Raw genomic sequence first — 13,574 nt, forward strand, 5'->3', positions numbered from 1 at the left:
ACAACTCACATGGTGTCACGCGAACACCTCGGACCTGTTCCTGGAACACCTCGGACCTATCCCCGTGACACCTCACAGGTGGTCACCGGGATAGGTCGGAGGTATCCCCGTGACACCTCACAGGTGGTCACCGGGATAGGTCGGGAGGTATCCGGGGAATAGGTACTCACCTCTCCCTCGGATACCTCGGAGGTCTCCTCCACACGCCCGGTTTCGCGCTCCCGCACCCCGCCGCCGGTGCCCTGCGCGCGGCGTCTCCCTCACCCGTGTAGTTTCTCGCCCCGCGTCAGCATCGCCACGAACTGGGCGATGCGCCGCGCCCGTGTCTCCGGCTTCACCGCCGTGAACACCCGGTGGATCACCGCGTACCGGTTCACCGAGTTCAGCGTCGCGAAGAACGCCTTGGCCTCCGGGCTCGCCTCCAGCGCTGCCGCCAGGTCCTCCGGCACCGTCGCCCGGCTCTGCGAGGGGTACGCCGCCTCCCAGCGCCCGTCAGCCTTCGCCCGCTCCACCTCCGCGAGCCCCGGCGCCTGCATCTTCCCCGACGCGATCAGCGCCTGGACCTTGCCCCGGTTGATCTCCGACCACACGCTCGCCCGCCGCCGCGGCGTGAACCGGAGCAGGTAGTACGAGGCGTCGAACGTCTGCTTCTGCCCGTCGATCCACCCCCAGCAGAGCGCCCCCTCCACTGCCTCGTCGTACGTCACCGTGGTGACCCCCGAGCCCTTCTTCGCGAACTTCAGCCAGGCGCCCGGCGCTCGCCCATGCTCCTTCGAAAGCCACGCATTCCAGTCCGCCAGCGTGGCAAAGGCGAGGATCGGCAGCTCCCCCGCGCTCTCCCCGGGCGAAACTCCCTTCCCCCCCTTGCCTGCCGCGGCCTTGGTGCCCGCGGCCTTGGTGCCCGCGGCCTTGATGCCCGCGGCCTTGGTGCCCGCGGCCTTCGTGTCCGCGGCCTTCGTGTCCGCGGCCTTCGCGTCTGCCTTCGCGCCCCCCCCGGTCGCCCTCGTCCCTCCCGTCGCAGCCTTCTTCGTCGCAGCCATCGGCACCCCACGCGCATCACGGGGCGCTCTCGACGGCGACGGCTTCCTTTTGCGCCGGACCGTGGGCGACCAGCCCCGGGCGGCCGCCTCAGGCCTGCTTTACCAGCTCCACCTCGATCTGGATCGCGATCTCGTCGCCGATCATGATCCCGCCCGTCTCCAGCGCGGCGTTGAACGTCATCCCGAACTCCGAGCGCAGGATCTTGGTCTTCGCCGTGGCCCCGACCCGCTGGTTTCCCCAGGGGTCCTTCCCCTCGGAGGTCAGCTCCTCCACCTCCAGCGTCACCTCCCGCTCCACGCCGTGGATGGTCAGGGTCCCGGTCAGCTCGCCCCCATCTCCCGTCGGCTTGAAGGCCTTCGAGACGAAGGTGATGGTCGGGTACGTCTCCACGTCGAAGAAGTCCGCGCTCCGCAGGTGCGCGTCCCGCTTCTCCTCGTTCGTGGTGATCGACGCCACGTCGATGCGCGCCGACACGCGGGCCTTCTCCGGATGCCTCGGATCGTAGACGACCTCCCCGGAGACCTGCTGGAACGATCCCCGCACGTTGGAGATCATCAGGTGCCTCACCTTGAAGGTGATCGCCGAGTGCGAGGCGTCGATCGCCCACCGCGTCTCCGCCGTCGTCTGCTTCGTCGCTGCCCCTGCCGTGAACTCGGTGCTCGTGGTTGTCATGCGAGACAACGTGCACCCCGCCGCGTCCACGCACTAGACTGCCTCTGGTGAACGAGGTGTTCGCCGGATTCGAACGATGGACCTGAACCGCATCGCGATCTTCGTCCGCGTCGTCGAGGACCGGAGCTTCACCGCCGCCGCCCGCGCCCTTGGCCTCCCCAAGTCCTCCGTGAGCCGCGCCGTCTCCCTCCTCGAAGAGGATCTGCGCGTGCGCCTCCTCCACCGCTCCGCCCGCGCCGTGAGCCTCACCGAGGCCGGCTCCATCTTCTACGAGCGCGTCTCCCGCGGCCTCACCGCCGTCACCGAGGCCGCCGCCGCCGTCACCGACATGGAGGGCGCCGTCTGCGGTCCCATCCGCATCACCGCCCCCGTCGACGTGGGCGTCTGGATGCTGGCCCCCGCCATCACCCGCTTCGTCCGCCGCCACCCGTCGGTCCACGTCGACGTGATCCTCACCGGCCGCATCGTCGATCTCGTGGAGGAGGGCTTCGACCTCGCCGTCCGCGCCGGTCTCCTCCGCGACAGCGCCCTCATCGCCCGCCGCATCGGCAACATCGCCTCCGCCCTCTACGCCTCGCCCCGCTACCTCGCCCGCGCCGGCACCCCCGCCACCGTCGCCGATCTCTCCCGCCACCAGTGCATTCTCTTCCGCGCCACCCGCGGCCGCGTGATCTGGACCTTCACCGGCCCCACCGGCGAGGAGCGCATGGAGCTCGGCGGGCAGATCTCCGCCGACGACTTCTCCTTCGTCCGCCGGACCATCCTCTCCGGCGCCGGCATCGGGCTCGTCCCCCCCTTCATGTGCCGCCGCGAAATCGAGCGCGGCAAGCTGGTGCGCGTCCTCCCCGAGCACTCAGTCCCCGGCGCCCCGCTCCACCTCGTCTACCCGACCACGCGGCACATTCCCCACCGCGTGGCCGTCTTCCGCGACCATCTCCTCGACCACCTGAACCGCTACCTCGACCCCGCGCCGAAGCCGCCGTCCGCGATGGCCCTCCCGTGAGTTTGACCTCCTCCACAAGGCCCCGCGAAGCCCGGTCCCCCAGCCGCTCCTCCACCCCTCTCCGGCCATTGTCACATGCAATGGCCACCGCTGTGCTCACGACACCCCTTCACGATCAGGAGACCCGATGTCCACGATGCTCGGAGAGATTCAGTTCGATGAGATCGCCCTCGACGCCGAGGAGCCCCACATCAAGGGCTTCTTCATCAGCCGCTACGACAAGCAGATCTGGACCAGCCACCACGCGAAGTGGGGCGCGACCTGCCTCGTCGACGCCTACTCGTCCCTGCTCGGGAAGGAGAAATCCGAGCAAGAGATGCTCGACCTCATCGACAACGTGCACTTCGAGACCACCGAAGGCGATCGCTCGAAGTTCGTGATCCACCTGGTCCCCTCCGCCACCGCCTCCCTCCGCGACCTCACCCCCGGCTACTGGGAGTCCTACCTCCTCGGCTAGTACTGCGTACCCTGGAGCAGGGACCTGCGGTCTCTACCGCACTGCGTACCCTGGCTGGCGGTGAGTTCGCCCTGGAGGGCCACCGCGAGATGGCCATGCAGCACGGCGAGAGGCTGGGGGCCGAGTCCTGCGGCGGCCCGGGGACCTACGAGGTCATCGAGGAAGGCCAGACCGTCATCGGCACCGAAGGGTGAGGATCAGCCGCGCGATGGCCACTCGCCGCGGAAGTCGTAGCGGCCCGGGGAGAGGATGTCGTGCGGGTCGAGGGCGCGCTTCAGGGCCTCGACCACCGCGCCGTAGCCCGGCTGCGCGGCGGGCAGGGAGCCCATCGACTGGATGCCCAGGCGGTAGGGGAGGTAGCCCTGCGCCGCGAGGCTGTCGAAGACGTCCTGGTAGCAGGCCATGGCGCGCTCGTCCTCGCCGGGGATCTCGCGGTCGTACATGAAGGCCACCACGATGTTGGCGCACCGCTCGGTGGCGAAGATGACGGAGATCCCGGGCTCGAAGCGGTGGGAGAGCGTCCGCTCACGGATGGTGCGGAGGGCGGCAGTGACATGCTTGCCGGTGGAGGGGACGGCGGGCGCGAGCCAGATGGCACCGCAGCGGTCGCGATCCGGATCGGTCTGCTCGGGAGGGGGCGTCTTCTTGCGCCAGTAGGCGCTGCGGATGTTGCGCTCCATGGGGATGCCGAGGTGCGGGCTCTGCTCGTAGGCGCGCACCACCTCGCCCAGATCGAAGCCGGTCAGGCGCTGCACGGGCCCTTGCAGCACGCGCGCGACACGCGCCGCGCGCCGGCCGACGAAGGAGAGCTTGTCCACGTGAGGGCGGAGGGCCTTCTGCAGGACCGCACGCTCGGCGGCGATCTGGTCCTCGCTCGCGGCGAGGATGGCGCCGCCGCCGAGCCACGCGGCGCCTCCCCAGGCGCGGCGCAGGGTGGCGAGGAGCGGCTCGGGCAAGGGCGTGGCGAAAGCAGCCTCCCGGAAGGGGTACTGGCCCTTCATGGAGACCAGCTTGTAGTCGTTCCAGAGGCTGACGCTGGCGCGGGGGAGGCCCTGGAGCTTGAGGTCGCGGATGACCTCGGTGACCGCCTCGATGCGCGCTTCGTCGCGGAGGCGGAAGTAGAAGATCTCGTGGTGCTTCGGGAGGGGGGCGAGCCACACGGTCATGCGGGTGACGATGCCCAGGTTGGACTGGGTGAACAGGCCATCGAGCTGGGGGCCGACGCCCCAGCGGTGGATGGGCGCCGTCTGCGCGCCGGGGAAGCGCCCGAAGCCGGTGCGCAGGCGCTCACCGGTCGGGAGGATGACCTCCAGGTTGCAGATGTGCGCGATGCGCTCGGCGTTGACGCCGGCCCCGAAGCCGCGGTCGCAGATGTTGCCGACCACGCTGGAGTCGGGCGTGCTGCCGGTGACGCTGAGCATGAGGCGAGAGCCTCGCCCCCGCAGGTACGCGACGAGCTGCCGCATGGTGACGCCAGGCTCGATGGTGACGTACGCCAGCTCCTCGCTGAACTCGACGATGCGGTTCAGGCGGGCGAGGCTGAGGACGATACCGCCGTCGCTCGCGGGCACGCGGGAGCCGTAGCCCCAGTTCTTGCCGGTGCTGACCGGGTAGAGGGCGACGCGGTGCTCGTGGGCGATGCGCACGCACGCCTCGACCTCCTCGGCGCTCGCGGGGCTGAGCACGGCAGGGATGCGGTGGGTGGTGGCAAAGGTCGCTGTCTCGGCCGAGGCACGCGTGGCCTCGTCGGTGCGCACGTGCTCGGCGCCGATGGCCGCGCGGAACGCCGCGAGCGACGCCGCGAGGGACGTGGACGCCGCGGCCGACGACGCCGCAGGAGGCGCAGCAAGGGATGGATCGAGAGGCTGGGTGGTCATGGCTCTCCGTGAAGGCGCTGGGTGGTGAGAGGGGATGAGCGCTCGCGCCGCGGCGGAGCGTCGGCCGCATCGAGGCGGGCCCGCAGGCGGCGCGCGAGGGCCTCCGCCTGGTCGGTGAGCAGGGCGTAGTGGTCGCCGGGGAGCACGTCCAGGGTGAGGCCTCCCAGCGCGAGATCGGTCCAGCCGAGGTCCGGGCTGCCCGTGGACCAGCCGCTGGGATCGCTGCCGCAGAAGAGCGTCGCGCGGACCGGCGCCGGGCGCGGGGTGTAGCGGCAGTGGGCGAGGAGGTTCCCGCGGAAGACCCGCAGCGTCTGGTCGACGCTCGCCGGATCGAGGTCGGGGGGGATCAGCCCGGCGGCGCGGGCATGGTCGAGGACGAGGGCGGGGCGCTGGGCGGGCTCGGCGCCGTCGAGCGCCGCGCCCCAGGAGGGCAGCGAGGCGCCGGCCTGACGGGCGAGATCGAGGACGAAGAGGGACACCAGCGTGGTGTCGTCGATGCCATCCCTGAGGTCGACGGGGGCGAGGGCATGGGAGTCGATGAGCGCGAGGAGCGCGACGTGCTCTCCCTCCGCGAGGAGCATCCGCGCCATCTCGAAGGCGATGCTTCCACCCATGGACCATCCGCCGAGGAGATACGGGCCGCGCGGCTGCCGCTCGCGCATCGCCTCCAGGTAGAGCGCCGCCATCTCGCTGATGTCCTCGCAGGGGGCGCGCTCGCCATGCAGGCCCGGAGAGCGCAGCCCGTAGAAGGGTCGATCGAGGCCGAGACGGCGGGCGAGATCGACGTAGCAGAGGACGCTCCCGCCGACGGGATGGACGCAGAAGAACGGCGTCCTCTCGCCCCGCGGCTGGACGGCGACCAGGGGGGAGCGCGGCAGCGGTGGCGCCTGCTGGCGGAGCTTCCTCGCGAGCTGGTCGATGGTCGGCGCCTGGAAGAGCGTGGAGACGGGGACGTCACGATCGAGCCGCTGACGGATGCGGGCCTCGAGGCGCACCGCGAGCAAGGAGTGGCCGCCGAGGGTGAAGAAGTCGTCGTGCACGCCGATGGGCCGGACATCGAGCAGGTCCTCCCAGATCTGGACCAGCTCGAGCTCCAGCGTGTCGCGGGGCGCCGTGGGGGCCTCGGTGCGGTGCCGGTAAGCGGTATCCGGGGCAGGCAGCGCGCGGAGATCGATCTTGCCGTTGGGCGTGAGTGGCAGGGCGTCGAGGGGGACGAATGCTGCCGGGAGGTGGGGGCGCGGTACGCGCTCGGCGAGGTGGTCGCGGAACGCCTGGGGACTCGGGAGAGGTGCGTCGGGCCCCCCTGCTGCGGCCGTGGGCGAGGCGACGACGTAGGCGACGAGCTGCAGGGCGCCTGCCGCGTCCTCACGGGCCACGACGAGCGCATCCTTCACGGCGGGGTGCTCGCGCAAGGCGGCCTCGACCTCCCCGGGCTCGATGCGCACCCCGCGGATCTTGGTCTGGCTGTCCGCGCGACCGAGGTAGTCGAGCTGGCCGTCCGGCAGGCCGCGGGCCCTGTCGCCGGTCCGGTAGAGACGCGCGCCAGGGCGATCGCTGAACGGGTCGGGGACGAAGCGGGCCGCCGTGAGCGCCGGCTGGTGGAGGTAGCCGCGGCAGACCTGGGGACCGCCCAGGTAGATCTCGCCAGGGACGCCGGTGGGGACGGGCTCGAGATGCGGATCGAGGACGTGGACGCGCGCATGGCGGAAGGGGCGACCGATGGGAGGCGCGGCCTCCCCGGAAGGATCGGAGGTGTCGAGGACGCTGAAGGTCGCGCCGATGGTGGCCTCGGTGGGGCCGTAGGCGTTCACGAAGCGACGCCCGGGTGCCCAGCGCCTGACGAGGGCGGCGGGGCACGCTTCGCCCGCGGAGACGAGGGTGCGGAGCGCGGGGAGCGGAGCCGGAGTCAGGGTGGCGAGGACCGAGGGGGAGAGGGTGACCACGGTGATCGCGGCATCTTCGAGGAGGCGCTGGAGTTCGGCGCCGGCGACGACCGGCTCGGGAGGACCGAGCCACAGGGTGGCGCCTGCGGAGAGCGCGGTGAAGATCTCCGACGCCGACGCGTCGAAGCTGAACGAGGCGCACTGGAGGACCCGGCTCTCAGGGCCGATCCGGAAGGCGTCGAGCTGGGCCTCGACGAGGCACACCAGGCCGCGGTGGGTGATCATCGCTCCCTTGGGAGCTCCCGAGGAACCGGAGGTGAAGATGATGTACGCGAGATCGTCGGGCCCCGCGGCGGGCGCGAGGGGATCCGCGTCGCCATCGCGGGTCGTCGCGCGGGCGTCATCGGGGGCATCGGCGGCGTCGTCGGTGGCCCCCGGCGTGTCCTCGACGCAGAGGATCCGCGCCTCGGTCTCGGGCAGCTCGTGGCGGAGCCGGCGCTGGGTGAGGACGAGAGGAACCCGGGTCTGCCGGAGCAGCACGGAGAGCCGCGCGCGCGGATGGCTGGGATCGAGCGGGACATAGGCTCCGCCTGCCTTGAGGATCGCCAGCGCCGCGAGGACCATCTCGGGGCTCCGCTCCATGGCGATGCCGACGGGCACCCCCGGACCGACGCCCGCGGCGCGGAGATCCCTCGCCCAGGCACGCGCGCGCTCGTCGAGCTGCCGGAAGGTGAGCTGCGTGCGCTCCGTGGCGAGGGCGATGCGCTCGGGATGGCGGGCGACGGCGGCTTCGACCACCTGGTGCATGCAGAGCCCATCCCAGGTGGGCTCCTCCGCCGTCACGTCCGTCGCCGCGTTGCTCGTCGCCGCGTTGCTCGCGCGGAGGCGCTCGGCGCGCTCGTCGGCAGTGAGCCAGGGGAGGCGGCCAATGGCGCAGCCCGGGTTGGCGAGCGCAGCTTCGAGGAGGCGCCCGAACTGCCCGGCGATGCGAGCGGCCGTGTCGGGGTCGAAGAGGTCGGTGCTGTGCTCCAGCAGGCCGCGGAGGCCCTGCTCGGTCTCGACGAGGTACAGGGACAGGTCGAACTTGGTGGCGCCCCGGTCGATGTCCAGGAGGTCCGCGTCAATGCCCGGGAGATCCAGGTCGGTGCGCTGCACGTTGTGGAGCCCGAACATCACCTGGAAGAGAGGCTGGCGGGCGAGGTCGCGCTTCGGCTGAAGCTCCTCGACGAGCTTCTCGAAGGGCAGCTCCTGGTGCGCGTAGGCGCCCAGGGTCACCTCGCGCACCCGGGCCAGGAGCTCGGCGAACGAGGGGTCGCCGGAGAGATCGACCCGGAGCACGAGCATGTTCACGAAGAACCCCACGAGGGGCTCCAGCTCGGTGCGGACGCGCCCCGCGACCGGCGTGCCCACGGCGATGTCGGTCTGGCCAGCATGGCGGCAGAGCAGCACCTGGAAGACGGCGAGCAGCGCCATGAAGGGCGTGACGCGGTGCTCCCGACAGAGCGCGGTGAGCTGCTCGGAGAACACCGCGGGCAGCGCGAAGGTGTGGGTCCGGCCGGTGTGGCTCTGCACCGGAGGCCGGGGGTGGTCCGTGGGGATGTCGAGCGGTTCGAGGCCCGCGAGCTGCTGCCTCCAGTACGCGAGCGCGTCGCGGGCGGGAGCGCTGTCGAGCCACTTGCGCTGCCAGGCTGCGTAGTCGGCGTACCGGAGGGGGAGCTGCGGCAGGGCCACCGCTTCCCCCCGCGCTTCGGTCCGGTAGAAGGCCGAGAGCTCGCGCATGAGGAGGTCCAGCGACCAGCCATCGCAGGCGATGTGGTGGAGAACGAGGAGCAGGATGTGGTCCTCCCCATCGAGCCGGAGGAGGCGGCCTCGTACCACCGGACCCGTGGCGAGGTCGAAAGGACGCCGGCTCTCCTCGACGCAGGAGGCGATGGCCGCCCCGAGGCGCTCTCCAGGCGGGCGCCCGGTGAGGTCGGTCAGGGGAAGGGGGAACGGCGTCGGTGCGAGCACCGTCTGACGGAGCTTGCCGTCGCGGATTGCGTACGTCGTCCTGAGCACGTCATGACGTTCGAGGAGCGCCGTGAGCGCCCTGGTGAGGGCGGGGAGGTCGAGCGCGCCCCGGAGACGGAGGGCGAGCGGTTCGTTGTAAATGGGCGTCCCCGGCTGGAGTCGTTCCAGGAACCAGAGGCGCTCCTGGGCGAAGGAGGCGGGGGCCTCGGGGCCGAGTCCCGCAGGCCGCAACGGGTCGCCCGCAGGCACCTCGGGAGCGTCGCCGTGCATCCACCGGTCGAGCAGCGCGCGCTGCTCGGGGGTGAGGTCGGGACGGGCAGGAGCGCGCTCGCGGTGGTCCTCGGGGAGCTGCACCCGGACGTAGGGCGGGGGATCCTGGATGCGCGAGAGATCGTTCTCAAGAATGGACCTCTGCCCGTCCCGCGCCACCTCGCGGAAGCCCGCGAAGCGGTAGGTGACGTACATCATCCGGTTCCGGTCGGTCTCCACGAAGTCGGCCCGGAGCTGCGCGCCGTGGCGCCTGGCCTCGGCCATGATGTGGTTCAGCAGGATGGTGCCGACGCCGCGCGACATGACCCGGCAGGACATGAGCAGGAGCTGGAGGTGCCAGAGGCCAGGCTCCCGCTTGACCAGAGCGAGCCCGATCTTGCCGTAGTCGCCGTGGACGTCGGTGAGGCTGGCGATGAGCAGCTCGTGATCGTCGGAGCGCATGAAGCCCTGCAGCTCCTCGTAGGCGTAGGTGACGCCGGTGGTGTTGAGCTGGTTGGTGCGGAGGGTCAGCTCCTCGGCGCGCCGCAGGTCTTCCTCCCTGGCGCGGGCGATGGTGAAGCTCATCCCGAGCGTCGCCAGGAACGCCTCGGGGGGGCCGGCGAAGGACTCCTCCGCCACCTTGCGCTTCATGTCGCCCAGGTACATGAGCCGCCGCCGCGCCGAGTCCTCGGTGATGAAGCGAGGGTTCATCTCCGGCCGCGCGAGGAGGCCGGAGAGATCGGCGGCGTCGATGCAGAGGACCTCGGGGAGCGAGAAGGCGACCTCGCCGCGCTCGTAGGGGTCGTCGTCGACGAAGGCGAAGGTGTCGAGCCCGATGTTGAGGGCCTCGGCGATGGCCTTGATGCTGCCCGCCTTGGCGTTCCAGCCGATCTGGGGGTGGAGGAAGTAGTCCGCGAGGCCGAGCGCTTCGAGCTTGCCCTGGGCCACCGTGGGATCGTTCTTGCTGGCGACCGACTGCAGGATGCCGCGGGCGTCGAGGGCCTGGATGATCTCGACGAGGCCTGGGCGCAGCGCGACCTCGGCGTCCTCAAGAAGCACGCCGCGCCAGAGGGTGTTGTCGAGATCCCAGACGATGCATTTGATGGTCTTCTGCTTCTGCGTGGCGGTGCTCATGGGGGCTCACAGCGGGGAGGAGTGGCTTGCGTGATCGGCGAGGGAGATCTGGTGGAGCTGGCTGCTGCCCTCGATGATCTCCATGATCTTGGCGTCCCGGAGCAGCCGCTCGACGGGGTGATCCGCGCTGCATCCGTTCGCGCCATGGATCTGCACGGCGTCGGTCGCGGCGCGCATCGCCGTCCTGGAGGCGAAGTACTTGGCGAGCGAGGTCTCCAGGATGGCGGAGGGGTGCCGCTGGTCCTTGAGGCGGCCGGCGTTCCAGCAGAGCAGCGCGGCGGCCCTGGTCTGCACGTGCATCTCGGTGAGCATGGCCCGGATGAGCTGGTGGTCGCGTAGCCTGGCCCCGAACTGGTGGCGCTCCTCGGCGTAGCGCGCGCTCGCGTCGAGGCAGGCGTGGGCGATGCCCACCGAGCCCCAGGCGACGCTGTAGCGGCCCCAGTCGAGCGCGGACTGCGCGACGTGGCTGAGCCCGAAGCCGGGGCGCGCGAGGAGGTTGTCCCGGGGGACCTCGCAGCCGCTCAGGGTGATCTCGGCGAGCATCGAGGCGCGCGTGCCGAGCATCCCGCGGATGGGCGCGCGCGAGAGGCCCGGGCTGTCGCTCGGGACGAGGACGGCCGCGGGCGCGCCGCCGAGCTTGAGGAAGATCACGAAGACGTCGGCGATCTCCCCGAAGGTGATCCAGCGCTTGCGGCCGTTCAGCACCAGGGTGTCGCCCCGCTCCGTGGCGGTGGTCTCGATGCCGCCTGGATCGCTGCCGGCCTGCGGCTCGGTGAGGCCGAAGGCGCCGAGCGCGGCGCCCCTGGCGAGCGCCGGTAGCCACCTGTCGCGCAGGGCGCGGCTCCCCCAGCGCTCGACGGCGTGGGCGACCATGGAGTGCACGGTGACCAGGCTGCGGAGCGAGGAGCAGCCGCGCCCGAGGGCCTCGTTGAGGAGGCCGAAGCTGAGCGCGTCGACGCCGCCGCCGCCCGCCTCGCGCGAGATCAAGGCCCCGAGGTAGCCGCGCGCCGCGAGCGCCTGGATGGGCTCGGAGGGCATGCGCTCCTCGCGGTCCCAGGCGCCCGCGTGGGGGCGCACGTGCGCCTCGACGAAGGCGTCGATCTCCTCACGCAGCTTCAGGTGTGACTCGGACCATTCCATGGATCGTGTTCCTCGCAGGTGAGGCCCTCAGCCCACGCCGGGGGCTGGCGCGACCGCGCCGCTCTCGCCGGCCTTGCGGGCGATGAGCGCGGTGACCGCGTTGAGGGTCTGGAAGTTCTTCACGTCGAGATCTTCGTTCTCGATGCGGAGCTTGAACTCGCCCTCGATGAAGGTGATGAGCTGCATCGCGAAGAGCGAGTTCACGAAGCCCAGGCCGAAGATGTCCTCGTCGTCCTGGAGGTCGTAGCCGCGGAAATGGCGAAGGAGAAACTCTCTGACGGTGTGCTTGGGGTTCGACATGGGGGGCGCTCCGTGAGCCATGGGTCTCGGTGAAAAGGGCGCGGCGCTAGCCGTACGTGTAGAAGCCGCGGCCGCTCTTGCGCCCGTGCAGGCCGGCGTCGACCAGCTTCCGGAGCAAGGGGCAGGGGCGGTATTTGCTGTCGCTGAAGCTGTCGTGGAGGACCTCCAGGGACAGGAGGATGGTGTCGAGCCCGATGAGGTCCGCGGTCTCCAGGGGCCCCATGGGGTGGCCGAAGCAGCCCTTGAAGACGCGGTCGACGTCCTCCGCGGAGGCCACCTGCTCGTGGAGCAGGTAGATGGCTTCGTTGATGGTGAGCATGAGGACGCGGTTCGAGACGAAGCCCGGCGCGTCGTTGACCAGCACCTGCTCCTTGCCCATCCGGGTGAGCAGGGCGCGCGTGGTGTCCAGGGTCTCCTGGGAGGTGTGGTAGCCGCGGATCACCTCCACCAGGCGCTTCATGGGCACCGGGTTCATGAAATGGATGCCCACCACCTGGGCGGGGCGCTGCGTGGCCGAGCCGATGCGGGTGATGGGGATGGCCGAGGTGTTGGCGGCGAAGACGCACCCGGGCGCGCAGACGCGATCGAGATCGCGGTAGAGGGGCTGCTTCACGTCCCAGCGCTCGGTGACGTTCTCGATGACGAACGACGCCGCGCCGAGGCGCTCGAGATCGGTGGTCATCTCCACCCGGGAGAGGACCTGCTCGGGGCCCGCGTCGGCGGGCGCCTTCTTGAAGAGGATCTGCATGCGGACGCCCTGGTGGATGGCGTCGCGGGCGCGGTCGAGCTGCGCCTGCGAGACGTCCATCAGGACGACGTGGTGGCCGGTCTGGGCCAGGTTCTGCGCGACGCCGGCGCCCATGACGCCGGCGCCGACGACGCCTACGGTGTTGGTGTTCACGGTTGGATCTCCTGAGGGGGGTGCGTGGGCGCGAGGTCGTCTCGGCCGAGGTCGTCGCGCGTGCCGTACAGGTTGTAGATGGGCGAACTCTCGTAGAGATCGTCCTGCTCCGCCTGCACCCGGAAGCCGCGCGCGCGCAGGGTGGAGACGGCCTTGTCGAGGCCTCCGTCGATGTCGTGCACCTCGAGGACGACCTGGCGAATCTTGGGCCAGTCGGCGTCCTCGATGCCGGCGAGCACCTGCAGCTCGCTCTTCTGCACGTCCACCTTGAGCAGGTCGATGCGGGTGATGCCCTGCTCGCGGATCACCTCGGACAGGGGGCGCAGGCGACAGGCGAAGAGGTGGCTCTTGAAGCGCTCCTCCATCAGCTCGTCCATGTGCGCCATCACCTCGTCCATCCCCTCCATGCGGGCGCGGTGCTGGTTTTCGAGGATGGCGCGGAAGACCTGCTGCTCCTCCGCGAGGTCGGCGTGGAACGAGGACATGCCCGAGGAGCTCGGGTAGAAGGTCAGCTCGGCGGTGCCGGGCCGGTCGGAGACGCCCTCGTTGAAGAGCGTGGCCTGGACGCCGTGCCGCGCGACGTTGGCGCGGAGGATCTCGAAGACCGGCGGCGCCGGCTCGAACGAGTACACCCGCGCCGTCGGGCAGACCTGGCCCACGAAGAGCGTGAAGAGCCCGATGTTGGCGCCGACGTCGAAGACGGTGGCGGAGGGCCGCAGGCGGATGCCGTTCTTGTAGTAGACGCGCTTGACGAAGATGTCGTCGTAGAAGTGGTCCGTCTCCGCCTTGCCGAGGTGCTGGATCTCCAGGCCGTTCGGGAGGGTGTAGCGGCGCGCGGCGGCGCGTGGCGGCAGCGCGGCGGGCGCTTTTGCCGTGGTGGCCGCCGCCGGGCCCGCCGCCGGGCCCG

General features: G+C 70.9%; 10 protein-coding genes. 2 read left to right on the top strand and 8 right to left on the bottom strand.

Annotated elements, in window-relative coordinates; genetic code table 11:
- Positions 1–260 precede the first annotated feature (260 nt).
- Entirely contained in the window at positions 261–1,040 is a 780-nt protein-coding gene (locus tag CAP_RS55135) for a YdeI/OmpD-associated family protein (RefSeq protein WP_156041136.1), read from the bottom strand.
- Between the two features lie 88 nt (positions 1,041–1,128).
- Positions 1,129–1,713, bottom strand: a complete 585-nt coding sequence (locus CAP_RS25510; protein ID WP_044245575.1) for a YceI family protein — start codon at positions 1,711–1,713, stop codon at positions 1,129–1,131.
- Between the two features lie 76 nt (positions 1,714–1,789).
- On the opposite strand from CAP_RS25510, the gene CAP_RS25515 reads away from it, so the two are divergent.
- The gene (locus CAP_RS25515) at positions 1,790–2,716 is read left to right on the top strand and encodes a LysR family transcriptional regulator (protein WP_044245578.1); all 927 of its coding nucleotides are present in this window, start codon (positions 1,790–1,792) and stop codon (positions 2,714–2,716) included.
- Between the two features lie 127 nt (positions 2,717–2,843).
- Positions 2,844–3,173: a hypothetical protein gene (locus CAP_RS25520; RefSeq protein ID WP_044245580.1), complete on the top strand. Its 330-nt coding sequence runs from the start codon at positions 2,844–2,846 to the stop codon at positions 3,171–3,173.
- A gap of 197 nt (positions 3,174–3,370) precedes the next feature.
- Here CAP_RS25520 and cndG read toward each other — a convergent pair whose 3' ends face one another.
- The 6 genes from cndG to CAP_RS25550 all read right to left on the bottom strand — a co-directional run.
- On the bottom strand, positions 3,371–5,050 hold the full coding sequence (cndG, locus tag CAP_RS25525; protein WP_052375920.1) for a 1'-carboxy-chondrochloren decarboxylase: 1,680 nt from the start codon (positions 5,048–5,050) through the stop codon (positions 3,371–3,373).
- On the bottom strand, positions 5,047–10,326 hold the full coding sequence (locus tag CAP_RS25530) for a non-ribosomal peptide synthetase (protein ID WP_052375922.1): 5,280 nt from the start codon (positions 10,324–10,326) through the stop codon (positions 5,047–5,049). The genes cndG and CAP_RS25530 overlap by 4 nt, the downstream gene beginning before the upstream one ends.
- 6 nt (positions 10,327–10,332) lie before the next feature.
- Positions 10,333–11,466 carry an acyl-CoA dehydrogenase family protein gene (locus CAP_RS25535; protein WP_044245582.1) on the bottom strand — a complete coding sequence of 378 codons (1,134 nt, stop codon included), beginning with the start codon at positions 11,464–11,466 and terminating at the stop codon, positions 10,333–10,335.
- Between the two features lie 27 nt (positions 11,467–11,493).
- Positions 11,494–11,766 carry an acyl carrier protein gene (locus tag CAP_RS25540; protein WP_044245584.1) on the bottom strand — a complete coding sequence of 91 codons (273 nt, stop codon included), beginning with the start codon at positions 11,764–11,766 and terminating at the stop codon, positions 11,494–11,496.
- Between the two features lie 46 nt (positions 11,767–11,812).
- Entirely contained in the window at positions 11,813–12,667 is an 855-nt protein-coding gene (locus tag CAP_RS25545) for a 3-hydroxyacyl-CoA dehydrogenase family protein (protein ID WP_044245586.1), read from the bottom strand.
- A partial coding sequence (locus tag CAP_RS25550; RefSeq protein WP_197041352.1) for an FkbM family methyltransferase occupies positions 12,664–13,574 on the bottom strand: 911 nt, incomplete at its 5' end. The genes CAP_RS25545 and CAP_RS25550, both read right to left, overlap by 4 nt.

The organism is Chondromyces apiculatus DSM 436, assembly GCF_000601485.1.
Classification (GTDB): domain Bacteria; phylum Myxococcota_A; class Polyangia; order Polyangiales; family Polyangiaceae; genus Chondromyces; species Chondromyces apiculatus.

What these genes read in the sequence shown, in the direction of transcription:
- CAP_RS55135 (WP_156041136.1), bottom strand. Translation starts at nt 1,040, where the DNA reads ATGGCTGCGACGAAGAAGGCTGCGACGGGAGGGACGAGGGCGACCGGG.
- CAP_RS25510 (WP_044245575.1), bottom strand. Translation starts at nt 1,713, where the DNA reads ATGACAACCACGAGCACCGAGTTCACGGCAGGGGCAGCGACGAAGCAG.
- CAP_RS25515 (WP_044245578.1), top strand. Translation starts at nt 1,790, where the DNA reads ATGGACCTGAACCGCATCGCGATCTTCGTCCGCGTCGTCGAGGACCGG.
- CAP_RS25520 (WP_044245580.1), top strand. Translation starts at nt 2,844, where the DNA reads ATGTCCACGATGCTCGGAGAGATTCAGTTCGATGAGATCGCCCTCGAC.
- cndG (WP_052375920.1), bottom strand. Translation starts at nt 5,050, where the DNA reads ATGACCACCCAGCCTCTCGATCCATCCCTTGCTGCGCCTCCTGCGGCG.
- CAP_RS25530 (WP_052375922.1), bottom strand. Translation starts at nt 10,326, where the DNA reads ATGAGCACCGCCACGCAGAAGCAGAAGACCATCAAATGCATCGTCTGG.
- CAP_RS25535 (WP_044245582.1), bottom strand. Translation starts at nt 11,466, where the DNA reads ATGGAATGGTCCGAGTCACACCTGAAGCTGCGTGAGGAGATCGACGCC.
- CAP_RS25540 (WP_044245584.1), bottom strand. Translation starts at nt 11,766, where the DNA reads ATGTCGAACCCCAAGCACACCGTCAGAGAGTTTCTCCTTCGCCATTTC.